Here is a 21,064-nt window from a genome sequence, read left to right as displayed (position 1 = left end):
GCAGGTCATGCCATGTGCCAGTGTCACACCCATCACGGCCCGGGCGGCGACTCATCGCGCGCTCCAGCCGCCGTCGATGGTCCACGAGGCGCCGGAGACCATCGCGGCCTCCGGCCCCGTGAGCCAGCCCACCAGGGCGGCGACCTCGTGCGGTTCCACCAGCCGCTTCACCGCCGACTCCGCGAGCATGACCCGCGACATCACCTCGGACTCCGCGATCCCGTGCACCCGCGCCTGCTCGGCGATCTGCTTCTCCACCAGCGGCGTGCGCACGTAGCCGGGGTTGACGCACACGCTGGTGACGCCGTGCTCGCCGCCCTCCAGGGCCGTCACCTTGGACAGGCCCTCCAGCCCGTGCTTGGCCGCCACGTACGCCGACTTGAACGGCGAGGCCACCAGCCCGTGTACCGACGAGATGTTGACCACCCGCCCCCAGCCCCGCGCGTACATGCCGGGCAGCACCGCGCGCACCAGCAGGAACGGCGCCTCCAGCATGATCCGCTGGACCAGCCGGAAGTCGTCCGGCACGAAGTCTTCGATGGGGCTGACCCGCTGGATGCCGGCGTTGTTCACCAGCACGTCGGTCTCCAGGCTCAGGTCGTCGAGCGCCCGGGTGTCGGACAGGTCGACCACCCAGGCCTCGCCGCCCACCTCCTCCGCGACGGCCTTGGCGCCGTCGCCGTCGAGATCGGCCACCGTGACGTGCGCGCCGCGGGCGGCGAGCTCCCGCACGCACGCGGCGCCGATGCCGCTCGCGCCGCCCGTCACCAGCGCCCTGCGGCCCTCCAGGGTCGGGCTCACGAACGGCCCTCCGCGAGCTCCCGCTCGCGGGCCTGGTCCTCGGCGTCCAGGGCGTGCAGGGACGCGCCCTTGGTCTCGCGCAGCGCGAGCGCCGCGATCAGGGTGATGACCGCCGCGATGGCCATGTAGACGGCGGTGGGCCACCAGGAGCCGGTGTTCTTGAGCCACGTCGTGGCGAGGATCGGGGCCAGCGAGCCGGCCACGATGGAGGTGACCTGGTAGCTGATCGAGACGCCGGAGTACCGCATCCGGGTCGGGAACATCTCGGCCATGATGGCCGGCTGCACCGCGTACATCAGGGCGTGGAACAGCAGCCCGGCCATGAGCACGGCGAGGATGACCCAGACGTTCTTGGTGTCCATCGCCGGGAAGGCGAACCAGCACCAGGTCGCGCCGAGCACGGCACCCGCGATGTACAGCGGCTTGCGGCCGATGCTGTCGGCGAGGCGGCCCACGGCGAGGATCACCACGAAGTGGAAGGCGTGCGCGGCCGCGACCACACCGAGGATGCGGGTGGTGTCCATGCCGAGCGCGGTACCGAGGTAGACGATCGAGAAGCTGACCACGAGGTAGTACAGGATGTTCTCCGCGAACCGCAGGCCCATGCCCGTGAGCACGCCGCGCGGGTAACGCTTGATCACCTCGAGCACGCCGTAGCCCTTGGCGCCCTCGTCGATCTCGGCCTTCGCCTCCTCGTAGATGGGGGCGTCGGAGACCCGGGTGCGCACGTAGTAACCCACGACGATGACCACCGCCGACAGCCAGAACGCCACGCGCCAGCCCCAGGCGAGGAACGCCTCGTCCGTCAGGGTGGCCGACATCGTGTAGAGCACGACGGTCGCGAGCAGGTTGCCCGCGGGGACGCCGGCCTGCGGCCACGCCGTCCAGCGGGCCCGCTCGGAGTCCTTGCTGTGCTCGGCCACGAGCAGCACGGCGCCGCCCCACTCGCCGCCGAGCGCGACGCCCTGGACGAAGCGCAGGACCACCAGGAGCGCCGGGGCGAGGAAGCCGACCTGCTGGAACGTGGGCAGGCAGCCCATGAGCACGGTCGCCACGCCGATCAGCACGATCGTGAACTGCAGCGTGTACTTGCGCCCGAGCTTGTCGCCCAGGTGGCCGAAGATGATGCCGCCCAGCGGGCGGGCGAGGAAGCCGACGGCGTAGGTGACGAACGCGGCGATGATCGCGTCGTAGGCGTTGCCCGTCTCGGGCATGAGCACCTTGTTGAACACGAGCGCCGCGGCGGTCGCGTAGAGGAAGAAGTCGTACCACTCGACGACGGTGCCGGCCATCGAGGCGGCGACGATGCGCCTGATCAGCGACCGGTCGTCCGGTGCTTGTGTGCCCTGCTGTGCGGACATGCTGCTGCTCCTAGGTGTCGACTCTGACACGGTGTGCGGCCGGCCCGCGCGATCCGCGCAGCCCGCCACCTGTGACTCGCCGAGTGTTCCGGGGAAGCACTGTGCACAGCAATGACGAAGTCGGCAGACGGCATGTGCACGGATGCACACTTGGTAACGTCACGGCATGTCAGCCCGCAACGACCCGCCGGCCGGCCAGGTCGCCGACCAGCTCCTGGTGCTGCTCGCCGTGGCGCGCACCGGCCGGTACACGACGGCGGCGCAGGCGCTCGGCGTCAACCACACCACCGTCGCCCGCAACATCACGGCGCTGGAGCGCGCCCTCGGCGGGCGCCTCCTGGTGCGCGGGGCGGACGGCTGGGAGCTCACGACGCTCGGCCGGCGCGCGGCCCGGGCGGGCGAGGCCGTGTCGGACGCCGTGGACCGGCTCGTCGGGGGCGACGCCGAGGCCGACCCGGTCACCGGCGTGGTGCGCATGACCGCCACGGACGGGTTCAGCGCGTACGTCGCCTCCCCCGCCATCGCCCGGCTGCGGGGCGCGCACCCCGAGCTGTCGGTCGAGCTCGTCACGGTCACCCGCGTGGCGACCCACCACCGCTCGGGGGTCGACATCGACGTCGTGGTCGGGGACCCGAAGGTGCAGCGGGCCAAGGCCGTGCGCCTGGGCGAGTACGTGCTCGGCATGTACGGCTCGCGGGACTACCTGGCGCGGCACGGCACGCCCACCACGGTCGAGGAGATGTCGCGGCACGGCCTGGTCTACTTCGTCGACTCGATGCTCCAGGTGAACGACCTCGACGCCCCGCGCCGCCTCGTGCCGGGCATGCCGGACGCGTTGGCCTCGACCAACGTGTTCGTGCACGTCGAGGCCACGCGCGCGGGCGCGGGGCTCGGGTTCCTGCCCTGCTTCATGGCCGACCGGCACGACGACCTGGTGCGCCTCCTGCCCGACGAGGTCACCGAACGCCTGCCCTACTGGGCCGTGATCCGCAGCGAGTCCTGGCGCCGGCCGGCCGTGGCGGCTGTCGTCCAGGTGCTGGCCGACGAGATGAACCTTCAGCGCGACCGCATGCTGGGCCGGCGCCCGGAGGCCTGACGGCGCTGGACCATCGCCGGACCAGAGGCGCGGCCCGGCGGGCGGCGCGGAGCTCGACGGGGTGAGGCACACACCGGGAGAGGTGGCCGGGTGGGCTGAACTTTGTCCACCCCGGACCCGTTGAATACGGCCTTGCCAGACAGTCCGGCAGAGCCAGAAAGTCCGTAGCCGGAACGAACGGGATTCAGCCCACCCGGCCACCTCCGCAGAAGCGGTGGTCACCCCGCGGCGCTCCCCCGCGGCATCTCGATCCGCGGCCGCTCGCCGGGGCGTCGGTCAGCCCTCGACGGTGGTCACCGCGGCCCTCACCGCCGAGATGCCCGGCTCCGCCATGATGATCGTGTAGTGGTTCACGCCGAGCACCTCGCTCGCCGTCAGCCCGGGGAGCCGGCCCAACCACTCCGCGACGGTGTCGGCCGGGTACATGCCGCCGGGCTGGTCGAGCAGGCCGCGCGGCGCCCGCAGGAACGTGATCGGCAGGCCGGTCTCGGCGGCCCAGGCGAGCGCGGCGGGCACGGCGTCGCCCCGTGCGGAGTCGGCCGAGTCCGCGGCGACGGCGTCGGGCGACGTCGCGGGCCGGAGCACCGGCGCGCCCGGCGACCCGGCAACGGCAGCACCCACCGGCGGGTACTCCGCCAGGTCGTAGTCCACGTACTGCTCCACGACGGGGTTCCACCGGGCGAAGGCGGGGTGCGCCCGCCAGAACTCCCGGTACGCCTCGGCGCTCGGGAAGGTCTGGGTCAGCCGCTCGATCGCGGGGCCGAGCAGCGCCCGCACCAGCTCCTCGGGCGTCGCGCCGTCCGGCACCCCCGGCGGCAGCGGGATGGGCAGACCGCCGTCGACGAGCACGAGCCGGGCCACGAGGTCCGGGTGCCGGTGCGTCAGCACGAGCGACACGAAACCGCCCATGGAGTGTCCGACGACGACCGCCGGCCCGGCCGCGAGCGCCCCGATCACGGCCGCGACGTCGTCGGCGTGCGCGGCCATGCCGTACGGGCCGGGCAGCGTGTTGCTGCGGCCGCGGCCGCGCAGGTCGGGCGCGACGACGCGGCGCCCGGGCAACGCGGAGACGACCGCGGGCCAGGCGCGGTGCGAGGCGGTGATGCCGTGCACCAGCACGACGGCGGGCAGGGGCGCGCCGTCGGGGCCGGTCGCCTCGGGCGCCGTCGGCTCCCAGACGCCCACCCGCAGCGCGCCGCCCGCCACCGCCACGTCGTGGGTGGTGTAGGTGTGCGAGCCGGTGGCCTCCACCTGGTCGACGACGCTCATGGACGCTTCTCCCCCTCGCTCCGGCCGGGGCCGGTGCCGCCGGGCGCCAGCGCCCGCTCGATGAACCTCATCGCCTGGTCGAACACCTCGGGCGGGACGGCCGACGTCGGGCCGCCGGGCTCGACGTCGGGGCCCCACAGGACCCACCGCATGCCGACGATCTCGCCGATGCCCATGAGCGCCCACGCGGCCACCTCGGGGTCGATGTCGCCGACCTCGCCCGCGGCCTGCGCCTTGGCGAGCCCGTCGCGGTACCCCTCGACGATCCGCGTGTAGTGCAGGCGCAGCGCGCCCGGCGAGACGAACTCCGCCTGCCGCACGATCCGGTACAGCGCCGGATGCTCGGCCGTGAACTCGAAGAAGGCGCGGAACCCCGCCCGCTCCGCCTCGATCCGTCCCGACGCCTGCGAGGACGCCGCGATCATCGCGTGCCGCACGCGCCGGTTCAGGTCCTCGACCACCTCGTCGAAGATCTCGATCTTCGAGGTGAAGTACAGGTAGAACGTGCCCTGCCCCACCCCGGCCGCCTCCGTGATCTTCACGATCGAGGCGTCGTGGAAGCCGAGCTCGGCGAACACCCGCTCGGCGGCGACGAGGATGCGCGCGCGGGTGCGCTCCCCCTTGGTCATGGGCTGGGAGATGGTGCTCACCGGGCCTCCTTGGCAGGGCGTACGTGGAGCGCCGAGCGCACCACCTTGTTCAGGGACGAGCGTGGCAGGTCCGGGACGAGGTCGAAGTGCCGCGGCACCTTGTAGCCGGCCAGCTCGCGCCGGCAGAAGGCCGCGAGATCCTCCGCGTCGGTGAGCAGCCCGCCGCGCGGCACCACGAACGCGTGGCCCACCTCGCCCCAGCGCTCGTCGGGCACGCCCACCACGGCGGCGTCCGCCACGGCGGGGTGCCGGCGCAGCGCCGCCTCCACCTCGGCCGGGGTGACGTTCTCGCCGCCCGTGATGAACACGTCCTTGAGCCGGTCGACCACGCGGTAGTACCCGTCGGCGTCGCGTTCCACCAGGTCACCGGTGCGCAGCCAGCCGCCCGCGAACGACGCCGCCGTCGCCTCCGGCTCCCGGAAGTAGCCCGCGAACACGCTCGGGCCGCGCACCAGCAGCTCGCCCGTGGCGGTGCCCACGAGATGCTCGCCGGTGACCGGGTCGGCCACCGCCACCTCGACGTGCGGGTACGGCACGCCGGCGGAGCCGACGCGGTCGCGCGCCACGTCGTCGGGCAGGCAGAGCACGTTGGGGCCCGCCTCGGTGAGCCCGTAACCCTGGGTGAGCGCGACGCCGCGCCGGTGCCAGGCGCGCAGCAGCGGCTCCGGCATGGGCGCGCCGCCCACCACCGCGTGCCGCAGCGAGCTCAGGTCGGCCGCCGCGAAGCCGGGGTGCTCGGCAAGCAGCAGGTAGTTGGTGGGCACGCCCATCATCGTGGTGACGCGCCGGTCGGCGACCAGGCGCAGCACGCGCTCGGGCTCGAAGGTGCGCTCCAGCACCACGGTGGCGCCCGTCCACCAGGCCAGCAGCGGCTGGATGTTCCAGCCGCCCACGTGGAACTGGGGCAGCACCGAGAGCACCACGTCCGTGCTGGTCAGCTCGACCGTCCGGGACAGCGACAGGTTGTTCCAGAAGCAGTTCGCGTGGGTGAGCAGCGCACCCCGCGAGGCGCCGCCCGTGCCGGACGTGAACACCAGCAGCAGCGGGTCGTCGTCGCGCACCACCCGGCCCCGCGCTCCGGCGGACGGCTCCGCGAGCGACGTCCGCCGCGTGGGCGCGGGCACGCGCGCCTCCACGCCGTGCGGCCCGAGCGCCGTGCGCGACGGCGGCAGCGGCAGCCGTTCGAGCGCGGCGTCCGCCAGGGTGCCGCACTCCTCCTCGACGAGCACGAGCGCGGGGTCGGCCTGGTCGAGCTGCGCCGCGAGCTCGTGCGGGGACAGCCGCCACGACAGCGGCGCGAGCACGAGCCCGGCCTTGGCGCAGGCGAAGAACAGCACCACCTGGTCGGAGCTGTTGCCGGTGACGGTGGCGATCCGGTCGCCCGCCACGTACCCGGCGTCGAGCAGCCGGGCCGCCAGTGCCGTGGCTCGCGCGTCCAGGGCGCGATATGTCAGGGTGACGCCGCGGTCGTCCACGGCCACCCGGTCGGGCGTGGCCAGCGCGCGGTCGCGCGGCCACCGGCCCAGCGTGTGCAGGTCGCTCATGCGACCGCCCCCTCGGGGGCGGGCACTCCGGGCGCGGGGCCGCTCCCGTCCCTGTCGCTCCCGGGCCGACGGCGCGCGGCCAGCCGCTCGGCCGCGCCCGCCAGCCCGCCCGGCAGGAAGATCACGACCAGCACGAAGCACGTGCCCAGCAGGAACATCGGCTCCGACAGCGGGATCCGCAGCACGGCCGGCAGCCCGGCCACGGCCTCGGAGTGCGCGAGCTCGGCGAGGCGCTGGTCCAGCAGCGTGTAGAGCACCGCCCCCACGACCGCGCCCCACCGCGACCCGACGCCGCCCAGCACCACCATGACCAGGAGCGTGAGCGTGAAGTCCGCGGTCGACGTCGCCGGCGACGCGCCGGACTGCAGCAGCAGGTACGCCATCCCGACCACGGTCGCGAGCGATGCCGCCAGCACGAACACCACGAGCTTGGTCAGGTACGGGCGGCCGCCGATGATCCGCACGCGCACCTCGTTCTCGCGCACGGCCGCGGCCATGTGCCCCGCCCGGCTGCGCTCGATCCACAGCACCACCAGGTAGACCACCAGCAGCACCGCGAGCGCCAGCCAGTACAGGTTGCGGGTGTTGACCACGCCCACCAGGGCGGCGGGCACGCCGTCGGTCGCGAGCGCGAGGCCCTCCTCGCCGCCGGTCAGGTCGCCCTGGTCGCGGCGCACCAGCACGTTGCCCGCCTGGGCGAACGCGAGCGTGACCATCGCGAACGAGATGCCGGTGACGCGCAGGGAGATGGCGCCCACGACGAACGCGAGGGCCACGCCGCCCACCAGTACCAGTGCGGCGGCGGGCAGGAGCGGCACGTCGGTGCGGTCCAGCACGATCGCCAGCCCGTAGATCCCGGCCGCGAAGTAGAGCGCGTGCCCGAAGCTCATCAGGCCCGCCACCCCGAACAGCAGGTGGTAGGACAGCGCGAGCGCCGCCGTCAGCCAGCACAGGGCGAGGAGCTGGAGCGTGCCGGGCTCGTAGGTGTACCCGGGCAGCACGCCCGGCACCGGGAGCGCGAGCAGCGGCAGGCAGGCGAGCAGCACCAGGAGCGCCAGGCCACCGAGGCGGGTGCTTGCGCGGGTCATGCGGGCCTCCCCATCAGTCCGGACGGGCGCACGAGCAGCACGAGCGCCAGGAGCAGGACGACGATCAGGTCGCCCGTGTTGTTCAGGTAGAAGTTCGCGAGCTGCTGCAGCACGGCGACGACGACGGACGCCACCGCGGCCCCGGTCAGCGAGCCCATGCCGCCGATCACCGTGACGATGAACGCGAAGATCAGCAGGCTCGCGCCCATGTGCGGGGAGACGTAGTTCAGCGACTGCGTGGCCAGCACGCCACCCAGGCCGGCCGCGGCCCCGCCCACGGCGAAGACGAGCGTGAACGCGCGGCGCACGTCGATGCCGAGTGCCGTGACCATGGCCCGGTTCTCGACGCCGGCGCGGATGATCAGGCCGTACCGCGTGTACCGCAGGAACGCGACGATGCCGCCGAGCACGGCGGCCGCCGCGAGCACGTTGAGGAACGCGGTGTTCGGCACGTGCGCGCCCAGCACGTCCGTGGTCGAGGCGAGCCACTCGGTGCGCGTGACGTTCCGGGGGTTCGGCCCCCAGATCCCCTCGAACAGGGCGACCGTGGCGAGCGAGAGGCCCACGGTGACGAGCACCTGCTCGATGTGCCGGTCGTAGAGCGGACGGATGAGGCCCAGCTCGGTGGCGGTCGCCGCGGCCGCGCCGGTCAGCGCGCCCACCACGAGGCCCAACAGGAGCCCGCCCCAGGTGCCCGCGCCGACGAGGTTGCCGGCCGCCAGCCCGACGAACGCGCCGAGCGTGAGGAACGAACCGTGCGCGAAGTTCAGCACGCCCATCAGGCCGTAGATCAGGGACAGGCCCGAGGCGACGAGGAAGTACAGTCCGCCCAGGCCGAGGCCCGTGGCGAGCAGGAGGATCAGGGTGCTCATCGGCCGGCCTCCGCGGTGGTCGCTGCTTCCTCGCCGGACGGGTCGTGCTCGCCGGCCGAGACTCCCAGCAGCCGCTGGACCAGGTCGGGGTCGTCGAGCAGGGCCCGCGCCGGGCCCGTGTGCACCACGCGTCCGGCGTCGATGACCACGACGCGCTCGGCCAGCCGCTCGACGACCTGCAGGTTCTGCTCCACGAGCAGCACGGGCACGGTCCGGGCGGCCGCGGCCAGGGTCTCGGCCACCTCGGTCACGATCCGCGGGGCGAGCCCCTTGGTGGGCTCGTCCACGAGGAGGATCCGGTTCTCGTTGAGCAGCGCCCGTGCCAGGGAGACCATCTGCTGCTGCCCGCCCGAGAGCGTGCCCGCACGCTGTCCGGCGCGCCTGACCAGGTCCGGGAACAGGGTGTCGACGAGCTCGCGGTGCTCCGCCGTGGAACCGCCGCGTTCCGCGAGCCGGAGGTTCTCCGCCACCGTCAGGCCCGCGAACACCTCGCGGTCCTCCGGCACGTAGCCCACGCCGCGCCGGACGATGCGGTCCGTGCGCTCGGCGTCCACGCGGACGCCGTCGAGCAGCACCTCGCCCGAGCGTTCGATCAGGCCGAGGATCGCCCGCAGGCTGGACGTCTTGCCGACGCCGTTGCGGCCGAGCACCGCGGTGACGCCGGAGGCCGGGACCTCGAACGACACGTCGTGCACCACCTGCTGCCCGGCGATGCGCGCCGACAGGCCGCGCACCTCCAGCACGTTCGGCCCGCTCATGCGGCACTCCCCGCGGTCGAGCCGGCCGTCGTGCCCAGGTAGGCGGACTGCACCGTCTCGTCCGCCATGACCTTCTCCGGGACGTCGCAGGTCAGCAGCTCGCCGTGGTGCATGACGGCGACCCGGTCGGCCAGGCCTAGCACCACGTCCATGTGGTGCTCCACCATGAGCACCGTGCGGCCGGAGTCGTTGATGGACCGGATCACCTCGACCAGCCCGGCGACGTCGCCCGTCGCCACGCCCGCCATCGGCTCGTCCAGCAGCACCACCGACGAGTCCATGGCCAGCAGCACGGCGATCTCCAGCTTGCGCTTGTCGCCGTGGGACAGGTCGCCGGCCGCGGCGTCGGACCGGTGGGTCAGACCCACCGTGCCCAGGTGCTCGGCGGCCTCCACCGACGCGACGTCGCCGCGCCGGGGAAAGCTCAGGACCGAGAGGCTGCCGCCGAGGCGGCGCTGGGTGGCGAGCCGGACGTTCTCCACGACGGACAGCCGCGGGAACAGGCTCGACGTCTGGAACGTCCGGCCCAGGCCGGCGCGGGCCCGGACGGCGACGGACGCCGCGGTCACGTCCCGGCCCCCGAGCAGCACGCGGCCACTCGTGGCCCGGTAGATCCCGCTGATCAGGTTGAACAGCGTGGTCTTGCCCGCGCCGTTCGGACCGATCACGCCCAGCAGCTCGCCGCGCCCCACCCGGAGGTCCACCCCGTCGAGGATCCGCGCGCCGCCGATCGTCAGCCCGAGCCCGGCCGTCTCGAGGACCGGCTCGCCACCCGCTGCCATCAGTCGGTCGCCTCGGCGGGCGCGACGGCCTCGCCGTCGATGACCTCGACCAGCTCCGGCGTCCAGGCGTCGCCGTCCTTGACCAGCTTGGCCTGGTACATCGGCTGGATCAGCGCGTGGTCGGAGGCGCGGACCGTGGTCTCGCCCTTGGGGCCCTCGAACGTATAACCCTCCAGCGCGTCGACCATCGCCTCGACGTCGCCGGCGCCCTCCTCGATCGCGTGCACGACGAGCTGCGCCGCCACGAAGCCGTCCGGCGTGAACAGGTCCGGCGTGCCGCCGGCCGCCTCGACGGTGTCCAGCATCGCGGTCTCGGTCTCGGTGCCCGCCGCGCCGGGAAAGTAGTGGTTGAGGAAGCTGACCTTCTGGGCAGCGTCGCCGTAGGCGCCGTAGGTGGCCACGTCGCCCAGGCCCGTGACGACGGTGGTCTCGTCGAGCACGCCCTGCTGGTCCAGGCCCTGCCACATCGCGCCCGTCGTGGCGCCGGCCCAGGCCACGAAGACCATGTCGGCCTCGGCGTCGAGCACCTTCTTGGCGAAGGGCGTGAACTCGGTCGCGTCCTCGGGCACCAGCACCGAGGAGACCTCCGCGCCCTGGCCGCCCAGCACGCCCTCGACCGCGGCGAGGTTGCCCTGCCCGAACGCGTTGTCCTGGGCGAAGACGACGACCTTCGCGCCTTCCGGGTCCACGAACGTGCCCGCCGCGGCGACGTCCTGCAGCGACTGCCGGCCGCTGCGGAACGTGTAGCGGTTGATGCCGGTGAGCGTGTCCACGGCCGCGGGGCCGGAGACGTACAGGACCTTGTTCTGTTCGGCCTGCTCGGCGAGCGGCAGCGCCACGCCCGAGACGACCGTGCCGCCCAGGATCTGGTAGCCCTTGCCGATCAGGTCCTTCGCCTGCGAGACCGCCTTCTCGGGGTCGCCGGCGTCGTCGTGGAACGTGACGTTGAGCTCGTGGCCGGCCACCGTCCCGGTGCCGTCGGTGGCGTACTCGATGCCCGCCTCGAACCCCTGCTTGTAGGCCGCGCCGTAGGCGGCGAGCGGCCCGGACTCCGAGTAGACGATGCCGACGTCGATCGGCACCGCGTCCGCGCCGTCGTCGCCGCTGCCGCCGGTGGTCGCGCCGGTCGGCGCGCACGCTGCGAGCGCCAGGCCCGTCACCGCCGCGGCGGCGACGGCCATGAGGGACTTCCTCGTCCGCATGACTCTGCCCTTCTTCGGGTGGTCGCCGCTCGTGGGGTGCGGGCTACGTCGCCCAAACCTGAGAGGCGATTCAGGTTGCGGAGATAGTGGACGAGACGGGCATCTCGTGTCAACCCATCCGCCCGCGGAACCGGCCGGGTGAACTATTGACAGGTGATTCAGGTCGCACCTAATGTCCGCAGATGTCCGGCTGACCCCGCGCATCGGAGCGCCTCGGGCAGCACGACCTCGACGTGGAGGTTCGCATGACACACCCGTCCCCGCGCCCGCCCGGCCGACCCGGCCGCCGTGCGCTCGTCTGGATCGCGGCCGTCGCCGTGGCGCTCGTCCCGCCCGCGGCGGCCGCCGTCGCGAGCACGACCGCGGCCGCCCAGCCCGGCGCGCCCACCGCCGTCGAGCAGGTCGCCGCGGCCGGCGCCTGGTCGTCCCGCACGGCGGGCGGGATGACCACGCAGCTCTACGTGCCGACCTCGGAACCCGCGCTGGCGGCCGGGCGGGCGCTGATGATCAACCTGCACGGCTGCGTGCAGACGTCGGCCAACCTCAGGAGCGGCGGCAACTGGACCACGACGGCCGACGAGCACGGCATGGTCGTGGCCGTCCCCGCGGCGCCGAACGGCGGCGTGCTGCTCGGCTGCTGGGACTACTACGACACCTCGCACTCGCGGGCCAACCCGGCGCGGCACGACGACAACCTGCTGCAGCTCGTCGACGACCTGCTCGGGGACGCCTCGCTCGGGATCGACCCCAACCAGGTGTACCTCTCCGGGCTCTCCTCCGGCGGCGGCGAGACCATGGTCATGGGCTGCCTCGCGCCCGACGTCTTCGCGGGGATCGGCATCAACGCCGGCCCCACGGTCGGCACGACGTCCGGCCAGATCGGGTCGGTGGCGACCACGCAGGCGCAGGCCACCACCGTCTGCCGCAACTTCGCCTCGACCGGGTCGCCGGGCTTCGGCACGCAGGTGACGTCGGTGGTGTACGGGTCGTCCGACACGACCGTCGCGACCGGTTACAACACGCTGAACGCGCAGGTCATGGCCGGTATCTACGGCGCGTCCAGCCAGTCGTCGTTCTCCCTGGCGGGGCTGCCCGGCACGAACACCGCCGGCAGCGGAACGCTGTGGTCCGACGCCGCGGGGCCGCGCGTCTCCCTCATCGCCAACACGAACGTGGGCCACGCGTGGCCGGCCGGCGGCGGGCCGGGCGGCTCGTACATCTCGACGAGCTCGGTGAACTACCCCGCCTACGTGACGGACTTCTTCTTCGACAACAACCGGCGCGTGGACCGGTCGGCCGAGCCCACCGACCCGCCGACGGACCCGCCCACCGACCCGCCCACGGACCCGCCGGGCCTGTTCTGCGGCGCGGCCACGAACGCCCAGCACCAGGCCGCGGGCCGGGCCACGTCGTACGGCATCAACCCGTACAACCCGTTCTACGCCGTCGGCTCCCTGGACTATCTCGGCCAGGGGAACGCGACCGTGACGACCCTGCGGGAGACGTCGGAGGGGGTGTACGACCTGGTCACGGGCTGCTGACGCAGCGCTGCCGAATCCGCTCAGCCCTCGGGGGCGTGCCTTTCCAGGAACGTGTAGACCTCCGTGGTCTCCACGCCCGGGTACGCGCCCGAGGGCATCGCGGCGAGCATCGACGCGTGCGGCCGGGCGGAGGGCCAGGCGAAGTCGCCCCACTTCTCGGTCAGGTCCGCGGGCGGACGCCGGCAGCACGACTCGTCGGGGCACCGCGAGGCCGACCGGACCGTCGTCTCGCGGCCGGAGAACCACTTGACGTGCGCGAACGGCACGCCGACCGACACCGAGAAGGCGCCGTCCGACGTGTTCTCCACGCGCGAGGTGCACCAGTACGTGCCCGACGGCGTGTCCGTGTACTGCGCGTACGGGTTGAACCGGTCCTCGACGTCGAACACCTGGCGCGCCGTCCACTGCTTGCACACGTGCTGGCCCTCGACGGCGCCCAGGGCGTCCGAGGGGAACCGCACGCCGTCGTTCTCGTACGCCTTGTGCAGGATCCCCGACTCGTGGACCTTCATGAAGTGCACCGGGATGCCGAGGTGCCGCGTGGCGAGGTTCGTGAACCGGTGCGCGGCGGTCTCGAACGACACCCCGAACGCGTCGCGCAGGTCCTCGATCGCGATGGAGCGCTCGTCCTTGGCGTCGCGCAGGAACTTCACGCCCGGCTTCTCCGGCACCATCAGGGCCGCCGCGAGGTAGTTGGCCTCGACCCGCTGGCGCAGGAACTCGCCGTAGTGGCCCGGCTCGGTGTGGTCGAGCACGTGCGAGGCGAGCGCCTGGAGCAGCGCCGATCGGGTGTTCGAGCGGCCACGGAACCCCTTGGACGGCAGGTAGACGCGGCGGTTGCGGGTGTCGATCACCGACCGCGTCGAGTGCGGCAGGTCGCTCACGTAGTGCAGGGTGAAGCCCAGGTGCGCGGCGATCTCCGCGGCCATCCGCTGCGGCAGCGGCCCGGAGGTGTGCCCCACGTCGGCGAGCAGCTCCTTGGCGACCTGCTCCAGCTCGGGCAGGTAGTTGTCCTTGGCGCGCATGTCGTCGCGGAGCTCGCCGTTGGCCCGGCGCGCCTCCTCGGGGGTGGCCGCACGCTCGGTGTGCAGGCGCTCCAGCTCCCGGTGCAGCGCCAGGATGGTGCCGAGCGCGTCGGTGGGCAGCGACTTGCCGATCCGCACACCGTCGATCCCGAGCGACGCGAACAGCGGGCCGCGCTGCACCCGCTCCAGCTCGATCTCCAGCGCGTCCCGCTCCGACGGCGGCTCGGCCGACAGGAGGTCGTCCACCCCGGCGCCGAGCGCCCGGGCGATGGCCTGGAGCTGGGAGAACTTGGGCTCCCGCTTCCCGTTCTCCAGCGTGCTGACCTGCGACGGGGCGCGGTCGATCGCGCCGGCGAGGTCTTCGAGCGTCATGCCCTTGCTCGTCCGCAGGTAGCGGATGCGCCGGCCGATCGTGAGCGCGTCCGGCTCGCCGTCCGCCGTCGGGCCGCCTGCGGCACCCGCCGCCGCGCCAGGCGCGGGGCGCGCCACCGGACGGCGCGTGGCGCCCGCCGCCTGCCGGCGCGGCTGACCGCTCTGCCCGCTCTGCGGGGAACGCGAGGATGCCGCGTTTCGGGCGGTTCCGCGATTCTCGGTGCTTCCTGCCATGCCAGAGGGTGACATAGGCAAAGGCTTCCGATCAACAGAAGAACACGAAAACTTCTGCGCGGATCTGCTTGAGCAGGGGGTCGCGGAGGGCAGATGGTCGTAACACGTCACCGGCAGACGCGGTGACAACGTTCCGTCCCGAGAAGGAGACCCGCCATGAGCGCACCCACGATCGACCACACGTCCGAGGCGACCACGTCCGCGACGACCGCGGTGCCGGCGCAGGCCTCCGTGCGCGCCGGGGACCAGGTCCAGACGGCCGCAGAGCTGCAGCAGTCCTGGGACACCGATTCCCGCTGGGCCGGCATCGAGCGCAGCTTCACCGCCGAGGACGTCGTCGCCCTGCGCGGCTCGGTCGGCGAGGAGAGCACCCTCGCCCGCCGCGGTGCCGAGCGCCTGTGGCGCCAGCTGCACGAGGAGGACTACATCAACGCCCTCGGCGCGCTGACCGGCAACCAGGCGGTGCAGCAGGTCAAGGCCGGCCTGCAGGCCATCTACCTCTCCGGCTGGCAGGTCGCCGGCGACGCGAACCTCTCGGGGCAGACCTACCCCGACCAGTCGCTCTACCCGGCCAACTCCGTGCCCGCCGTGGTCCGCCGCATCAACAACGCCCTGCTGCGCGCCGACCAGATCGACGTCGCCGAGAACGGCACCCCCACCCGCGACTGGCTCGCCCCGATCGTGGCCGACGCCGAGGCCGGCTTCGGCGGCCCGCTCAACGCGTACGAGCTGATGAAGTCGATGATCCAGTCGGGCGCCGCGGGCGTGCACTGGGAAGACCAGCTCGCCTCGGAGAAGAAGTGCGGCCACCTGGGCGGCAAAGTGCTCATCCCCACCCAGCAGCACGTGCGCACGCTCAACGCCGCGCGGCTCGCGGCCGACGTCGCCGACGTCCCGTCCATCGTGATCGCCCGGACCGACGCCGAGGCGGCGACCCTGATCACCTCGGACGTCGACGAGCGTGACCGCCCCTTCATCACCGGCGAGCGCACCAACGAGGGCTTCTACAAGGTGACCAACGGCATCGAGCCGTGCATCGCCCGCGCCAAGGCCTACGCGCCCTACTCCGACCTGATCTGGATGGAGACCGGCACGCCCGACCTGGAGCTGGCCCGCACGTTCGCCGAGGCCGTCAAGGCCGACTTCCCCGACCAGATGCTGAGCTACAACTGCTCGCCGTCGTTCAACTGGAAGAAGCACCTCGACGACGACACGATCGCGAAGTTCCAGCGCGAGCTGGGCGCGATGGGGTTCACGTTCCAGTTCATCACCCTGGCCGGCTTCCACGCCCTGAACTACTCGATGTTCGACCTCGCCCACGGGTACGCCCGCGAGCAGATGTCGGCGTACGTGAAGCTGCAGGAGCTGGAGTTCGCCGCCGAGGAGCGCGGCTACACCGCCACGCGGCACCAGCGCGAGGTCGGCACCGGCTACTTCGACCGCGTCGCCACCGCGCTCAACCCGGACTCGGCGACCACCGCCCTGGCCGGCTCGACCGAGGCGGCGCAGTTCTGATGACCGCCACCATCGACACCCGCGCCCAGGGCACCAGCCCCTACGACGCCGACGCCGGCCTGGCCGGGATCGGCACCCCGCCGGCGGCCCGCACCGGGTCCGCCACGGCGCCCCGCACCGCGTCCACCCCGTCGACCCCCGCTCCCACGCAGGTGCCCGCCCCGGCTCCCGCGCCCCGGAGCTCGGCCCCCAGCACGCTGCCGAACGGCGGGGTGGGCGCCTCGGGGACCGGCGCCCGCCGGGGCGTGATCACCGTGACCGCGGCCGTCGGGCCGCGGTACGGCGAGATCCTGACGCCGGAGGCCCTGGCGTTCCTCGCCCTGCTCCACGACCGGTTCGACGCCCGCCGCGACGAGCTGATCGCGCAGCGCCAGCTGCGCCGCCAGGACATCGCCGACGGCAGCGACCCGGACTTCCGGGCCTCGACGCGGCCGGTGCGGGACGACCCGGACTGGCGGGTGGCCGGATCGCGCAACGCGCCCGGCCTGGAGGACCGGCGCGTCGAGATCACGGGTCCCACCGACCCGAAGATGACCATCAACGCGCTCAACTCGGGCGCCCGGTGCTGGCTGGCCGACGCCGAGGACGCGTCCAGCCCCACGTGGCCCAACGTGATCGAGGGGCAGCTCGCGCTGCACGACGCGATCCGCGGCACGCTCAGCTTCACGAACGAGGGCGGCAAGGAGTACACGCTGCGGTCGGCCGACCTCGTGGACCTCCCGACCATCGTGTTCCGCCCGCGCGGCTGGCACCTCGACGAGGCGCACCTGCGGTACACGGACGCGAACGGCATCACGAGCAGCACGCTCGGCAGCCTCGTGGACTTCGGTCTCTACTTCTTCCACAATGCCGCCGAGCTCGTCGCCCGCGGCCGTGGCCCGTACTTCTACCTGCCCAAGCTCGAGGGCTACCGGGAGGCGCGGCTGTGGAACGAGGTCTTCGAGGTGGCGCAGGACGCGCTCGGCATCCCGCGCGGCACCGTGCGCGCCACGGTGCTCATCGAGACGCTCCCCGCGGCGTTCGAGATGGAGGAGATCCTCTACGAGCTGCGTGACCACTGCGCCGGGCTGAACGCCGGCCGCTGGGACTACCTGTTCTCGGTGATCAAGTGCTTCCGCACGCGCGGCGACTCGTACGTGCTGCCCGACCGCGCCCAGGTCACCATGACGGCGCCGTTCATGCGCGCGTACACCGAGCTGCTGGTGGCCACCTGCCACAAGCGCGGCGCGCACGCCATCGGCGGCATGAGCGCGTTCATCCCCGACCGCCGCAACCCGGAGGTCACGCGGCAGGCGTTCCAGCAGGTCGCCGTGGACAAGAAGCGCGAGGCCGGCGACGGCTTCGACGGCACCTGGGTGGCCCACCCCGACCTCATCCCGGTGGCCGAGGCCGAGTTCGACGCCGTGCTCGGCGACGCGCCGAACCAGGTCACCCGCCTGCGGCCCGACGTCGCCGTGGGGCAGCACGAGCTGCTCGACGTCGCGTCGGCGCGGCGGGCCGGGGCGACCGTGACGTCCGCCGGGCTGCGCTCGAACGTCTCGGTGGCCGTGCGCTACCTCGACGCGTGGCTCCGCGGTACCGGGGCCGCCGCGCTGGACAGCCTCATGGAGGACGCAGCCACCGCGGAGATCTCCCGGTCCCAGGTGTGGCAGTGGATCGCGTCGGGCACCGTGACCGACGACGACCGGCAGCCCGTGACCCGGGAGCGCGTCGAGGCCATCCTGCTCGACGTCGTGGCCTCGCTGCCGCACGGCCACGGCAACCGGATCGACGACGCGGCCGAGATCTTCCGGGGCGTCGCTCTCGAGGACGACTTCCCGGCGTTCCTCACGAGCCCGGCCTACCAGGGGCACCTGGTGGGCTCGCCCGTCGACCGGCCGTAGCCGCCGGTCGACCTCAGGCTGGGACGCCCCGCTGTGGCGGGGCGTCCCTTCCACCGCCCGACGCCGTGCCGGTCGCCGCTCTCTCGGCGCCCCACCACCCCTGGGGTGAGACCGGCGCGGCGTCGGGCACTCTCGCGGGGCGCCGCGTGGGGTGCGCGCGGAGTGCGCGCGGGTGCCGCCAGGGTGGGGCCGGCAAGCGCGACATTCCGGTTGTTGCACATACCGTCAGTAGCGCTACCCTGGGCGTTCTTCGACGGACGGCAGCGGGTCTCCGGACCGCTCCGCTGCCCCGACCGGTCGGCGGGCGGACCGTGGTCCGCCGGCGCCGATGTCATACGCAAGGGGGCGTTGACCAGTGAGCGAACAGCCGAACGGTGCACAGCCGGTGGACCGGACGTCGGGCGAGGGCGGTCCGGGCAGGCCTCATGCCGGTGCTGCCGAGCCGGGGGCGTCAGGGCCAGGGGTGTCAGGCTCGCAGTCGTCCCAGCCGGGAGCGGCGTTCCGCCGATCCGACGGCCGGCGCCGCGCAACCCGGGGCCGCCACGGGCGCTGCGCCTGGACCGGCGTCGTCGCCCTCGCGGTGACCGGCGGGGTGCTCGTCAGCGCGTCCGCGAGCGTCCCGACGGCGGGCGCCGGGCTCCTCGGCGCGTCGACGGCGGGTGTGTCGGCGGTGCCCGCGGCGTCCGGCGCGGGACAGGCTGCGGTGCGGCTGGGCGCCGTCCGGCAGGCCGTGACCGCACCGGTCACCGCACCGGCCACCCCGGCGGACGGCGTCACCGTCAGCCAGGTCCTCGCCGTCCTGGACCGCGCCGAGCGGACGCTGCGGCAGAGCTCGTCACCCAGCCCCGGCGTCGCCCAGGCCGCCGCGGAGCTCGGCATGCTCTACACGACCTACCAGGCGCAACAGCTCGCCCTGGCCGAGGCCGACCGGCCGCTCCGGGTCGAGTCGGCGCCGGCGGCGGGCGAGTCGGGCACGGCGACCCCCGCGGCCGAGGCGGTGCGGGCCGAGCAGGTGTCCCGGACCGTCACGAGCGCGCTCCACCAGAGCAGGGCCCCGGAGTGGGGCCCGTCCGAGGCCTTCCCGCCGAAGCGCGCCGTCCCCGACGAGGGGCCGGGCTACGTGACGTTCGACGAAGTGGCCGTCGCCGCGATGCGGCTCGCCAACATGCTCGACCCGTCGTCGCCCACCGCGCTGATCGACACGCTGCCGGACGCGGGCACCTCGCTGCGCCGCAACCTGCTGGAGACCGTGGCGGCCTACGGCGACTCCACCGCGGGGTACGCCAACGGCCGCATCCCCGCGGACGTGCTCTGCGCGCTGCCCTTCGCGCCCGGCCACCTGCTGCGCTGCGACGCGGCCGAGCGGCTGACGGCTCTCAGCGCACGCTTCGAGGACGAGTTCGGCCACCCGATCCCGCTGACGGACTCCTACCGCTCGTACGACATGCAGGTGGTGGTCAAGGGGACCAAGCCGCACCTGGCCGCGATCCCCGGCACGTCGAACCACGGCTGGGGCCTCGCGATCGACCTGGGCGACCCCGTCGCCGGCGGCAGCTCCCCCGAGTACGTGTGGCTGCGCCTGCACGCGCCCGACTACGGCTGGGACAACCCGTCCTGGGCCCGGCTCGACGGCGCCAAGCCGGAGCCGTGGCACTTCGAGTTCTTCGCGGCGGGCTCGATACCGAACCGGGCCATCGATCCGGCCGACGTCGGCACGTGGGGGTCGGTCCCGGCGTCCCGGACCGATCCGGCGAACCTGGGCTCCCGGCCCGCGGAGGAGGCCGCGGCCACGAAGCGGCCGGCGTCCGGCGGCAGGGCCGGCTCCGGCACCGGCTCGGACGGCGGGCAGGACGGCGGATCCGGTGGGACCGAGGTCTCCGGCGACTCGTCGGCGGAACCGGGCGGCAGCACGCCGACCGCTCCCGAGCCGCCGGCCCCGGCCGAGCCCACGCCGACCGAACCGCCCGCGCAGGAGGACCCGGACTCCCCCACCGGCTCGGGCCTGGTCGAGGACGTGGTCGGCGGCACGGTCGGCCTGGTCGGCGACACGGTCGAGGGCGTGGTCGGCGGAGTCGTCGGCGGCCTGCTCGGGGGCGGCAGCGCGAGCGGGGCCACGAACCAGGCCGGGTGATCTTTCACCTCCGGCTCAAATACGTCGGCTTTCGCCCTTTTGGCCGGATACGGTGCGCCCATGTCCGACGACGAGAGCGCGACCCGCGCTCCAGAACTGAATCCGTCCGGCGAGCCCCTTCCGGCTCCGGACGCATCGAACGGCTCCGTCTCCGACGCCACGAACGGCAGCACGACGGCGGCCGGGCCGGTCGCGAACGACCCGGTCGCGAACGACGGAGCGGAGCCGGCGGCCGGCCAGGTCGCGAACGACGGAGCGGAGCCGGCGGCCGGCCAGGTGCTGACCGCCGAGAGCGCGGCGCCGCCCGCGGCCGACGCGGCCGGGCCGGCTGAAGATGCCGACGCGGCCGGGCCGGCTGGAGCGCCGGAGCCGTCAGCGGTGGCACCGACCGGACCTGGCGCCCCGGACGCTCCGGCGCCGGGGCAGGCGCTCGGAGGCGCCGTGGCGTTCGTCAAGAACCACGCCGTCACCCTCGTGCTGGTGGTGCTGCTGATCGCGGCCGTGGTGTGGGGCGCGCTCGGCGTGGTCTCGACGAACGACTGGCAGTCGCGTGCGGCGGCGCTCTCGGCGGACCTGGCGGGCGCGGAGGAGACCCTCGCCGAGGCCCGCGCGACGATCGACGACCTGGAGATCGCCAAGGAGCGGGCCGAGACCACGGCGACCGCCTGCATCGGCGCGATCGACGACGCGGACGCCATGCTCGAGGTCTCGGCCAAGCTGGACGACAAGACGGTCGTCTACCTGGAAGGGCTGAACGACTTCATGGCCGCGATCAACGCAGGCGACATCTCCGCGGCGGAGACCATCGGCTCCGAGATCGATGCGCTCAGCGTCCAGCTGGAGGAGCTGGGCAAGCAGATCGAAGGGCACATCGACGACTACGAGGACACCGCCGAGGGGTGCCACGTGGACGACGCCCAGGGCGTCTGACCTGGGTGCC

The 21,064-nt window shown here is 73.5% G+C and carries 17 protein-coding genes; 6 read left to right on the top strand and 11 right to left on the bottom strand.

All coding sequences use genetic code 11. The features are described 5' to 3' along the window. Positions 1-51: 51 nt before the first annotated feature. Together QRN56_RS09440 and QRN56_RS09435 are read right to left on the bottom strand one after the other, a co-directional pair. A complete protein-coding gene (locus tag QRN56_RS09440) occupies positions 52-801 on the bottom strand; it encodes a 3-hydroxybutyrate dehydrogenase (protein WP_285102634.1) in 750 nt (249 codons plus the stop codon). After that, complete coding sequence (locus QRN56_RS09435; RefSeq protein ID WP_285102632.1) at positions 798-2,162, bottom strand: MFS transporter; 1,365 nt, start codon at positions 2,160-2,162, stop codon at positions 798-800. The genes QRN56_RS09440 and QRN56_RS09435 overlap by 4 nt, the downstream gene beginning before the upstream one ends. 166 nt (positions 2,163-2,328) lie before the next feature. Here QRN56_RS09435 and QRN56_RS09430 point away from each other — a divergent pair, with 166 nt between their 5' ends. After that, positions 2,329-3,258 (top strand): LysR family transcriptional regulator, encoded by a 930-nt coding sequence (locus QRN56_RS09430; RefSeq protein ID WP_285102631.1) that lies wholly within the window; start codon positions 2,329-2,331, stop codon positions 3,256-3,258. Positions 3,259-3,534: 276 nt separating this feature from the next. On the opposite strand, the gene QRN56_RS09425 is transcribed toward QRN56_RS09430, so the two are convergent. Genes QRN56_RS09425 through QRN56_RS09390 form a run of 8 tightly spaced genes read right to left on the bottom strand, consistent with a single transcriptional unit; the run spans position 3,535 to position 11,423 of the window. Then, positions 3,535-4,527, bottom strand: coding sequence for an alpha/beta fold hydrolase (locus QRN56_RS09425; protein WP_285102630.1), 993 nt, complete (start codon positions 4,525-4,527; stop codon positions 3,535-3,537). Further along, positions 4,524-5,156, bottom strand: a complete 633-nt coding sequence (locus tag QRN56_RS09420) for a TetR/AcrR family transcriptional regulator (RefSeq protein ID WP_285103148.1) — start codon at positions 5,154-5,156, stop codon at positions 4,524-4,526. Before QRN56_RS09420 ends, QRN56_RS09425 begins: the two co-directional genes overlap by 4 nt. 17 nt (positions 5,157-5,173) lie before the next feature. Continuing rightward, positions 5,174-6,721 (bottom strand): class I adenylate-forming enzyme family protein, encoded by a 1,548-nt coding sequence (locus QRN56_RS09415; RefSeq protein WP_285102629.1) that lies wholly within the window; start codon positions 6,719-6,721, stop codon positions 5,174-5,176. Beyond that, positions 6,718-7,809, bottom strand: a complete 1,092-nt coding sequence (locus QRN56_RS09410; protein WP_285102628.1) for a branched-chain amino acid ABC transporter permease — start codon at positions 7,807-7,809, stop codon at positions 6,718-6,720. The genes QRN56_RS09415 and QRN56_RS09410 overlap by 4 nt, the downstream gene beginning before the upstream one ends. Next, positions 7,806-8,681 carry a branched-chain amino acid ABC transporter permease gene (locus tag QRN56_RS09405; RefSeq protein ID WP_285102627.1) on the bottom strand — a complete coding sequence of 292 codons (876 nt, stop codon included), beginning with the start codon at positions 8,679-8,681 and terminating at the stop codon, positions 7,806-7,808. Before QRN56_RS09405 ends, QRN56_RS09410 begins: the two co-directional genes overlap by 4 nt. Beyond that, a complete protein-coding gene (locus QRN56_RS09400; protein ID WP_285102626.1) occupies positions 8,678-9,439 on the bottom strand; it encodes an ABC transporter ATP-binding protein in 762 nt (253 codons plus the stop codon). The genes QRN56_RS09405 and QRN56_RS09400 overlap by 4 nt, the downstream gene beginning before the upstream one ends. Next, positions 9,436-10,221 carry an ABC transporter ATP-binding protein gene (locus tag QRN56_RS09395; RefSeq protein WP_285102625.1) on the bottom strand — a complete coding sequence of 262 codons (786 nt, stop codon included), beginning with the start codon at positions 10,219-10,221 and terminating at the stop codon, positions 9,436-9,438. Before QRN56_RS09395 ends, QRN56_RS09400 begins: the two co-directional genes overlap by 4 nt. Further along, positions 10,221-11,423: a substrate-binding domain-containing protein gene (locus QRN56_RS09390; protein ID WP_502928775.1), complete on the bottom strand. Its 1,203-nt coding sequence runs from the start codon at positions 11,421-11,423 to the stop codon at positions 10,221-10,223. Before QRN56_RS09390 ends, QRN56_RS09395 begins: the two co-directional genes overlap by 1 nt. 245 nt (positions 11,424-11,668) lie before the next feature. Between QRN56_RS09390 and QRN56_RS09385 the strand changes: the two genes are divergently transcribed. Then, entirely contained in the window at positions 11,669-12,964 is a 1,296-nt protein-coding gene (locus tag QRN56_RS09385; protein ID WP_285102623.1) for an extracellular catalytic domain type 1 short-chain-length polyhydroxyalkanoate depolymerase, read from the top strand. A 20-nt stretch (positions 12,965-12,984) separates the two neighbouring features. On the opposite strand, the gene QRN56_RS09380 is transcribed toward QRN56_RS09385, so the two are convergent. Next, complete coding sequence (locus tag QRN56_RS09380) at positions 12,985-14,478, bottom strand: helix-turn-helix transcriptional regulator (RefSeq protein ID WP_285102622.1); 1,494 nt, start codon at positions 14,476-14,478, stop codon at positions 12,985-12,987. A 273-nt stretch (positions 14,479-14,751) separates the two neighbouring features. Between QRN56_RS09380 and aceA the strand changes: the two genes are divergently transcribed. From aceA to QRN56_RS09360, 4 genes are all read left to right on the top strand, one after another. Next, positions 14,752-16,110 carry an isocitrate lyase gene (gene aceA / locus QRN56_RS09375; RefSeq protein WP_285102621.1) on the top strand — a complete coding sequence of 453 codons (1,359 nt, stop codon included), beginning with the start codon at positions 14,752-14,754 and terminating at the stop codon, positions 16,108-16,110. Next, positions 16,110-17,993: a malate synthase A gene (gene aceB / locus QRN56_RS09370; RefSeq protein WP_285102620.1), complete on the top strand. Its 1,884-nt coding sequence runs from the start codon at positions 16,110-16,112 to the stop codon at positions 17,991-17,993. The genes aceA and aceB overlap by 1 nt, the downstream gene beginning before the upstream one ends. A gap of 463 nt (positions 17,994-18,456) precedes the next feature. Continuing rightward, positions 18,457-20,124, top strand: coding sequence for a D-alanyl-D-alanine carboxypeptidase family protein (locus tag QRN56_RS09365; RefSeq protein WP_285102619.1), 1,668 nt, complete (start codon positions 18,457-18,459; stop codon positions 20,122-20,124). A gap of 60 nt (positions 20,125-20,184) precedes the next feature. Continuing rightward, complete coding sequence (locus QRN56_RS09360) at positions 20,185-21,054, top strand: hypothetical protein (RefSeq protein WP_285102618.1); 870 nt, start codon at positions 20,185-20,187, stop codon at positions 21,052-21,054. Positions 21,055-21,064 lie beyond the last annotated feature (10 nt).

This window comes from Promicromonospora sp. MEB111, assembly GCF_030209445.1.
Classification (GTDB): domain Bacteria; phylum Actinomycetota; class Actinomycetes; order Actinomycetales; family Cellulomonadaceae; genus Promicromonospora.
The sequence above is the reverse complement of the archived record's forward strand: the minus strand, read 5'-3'. Positions and strand labels throughout refer to the sequence as shown.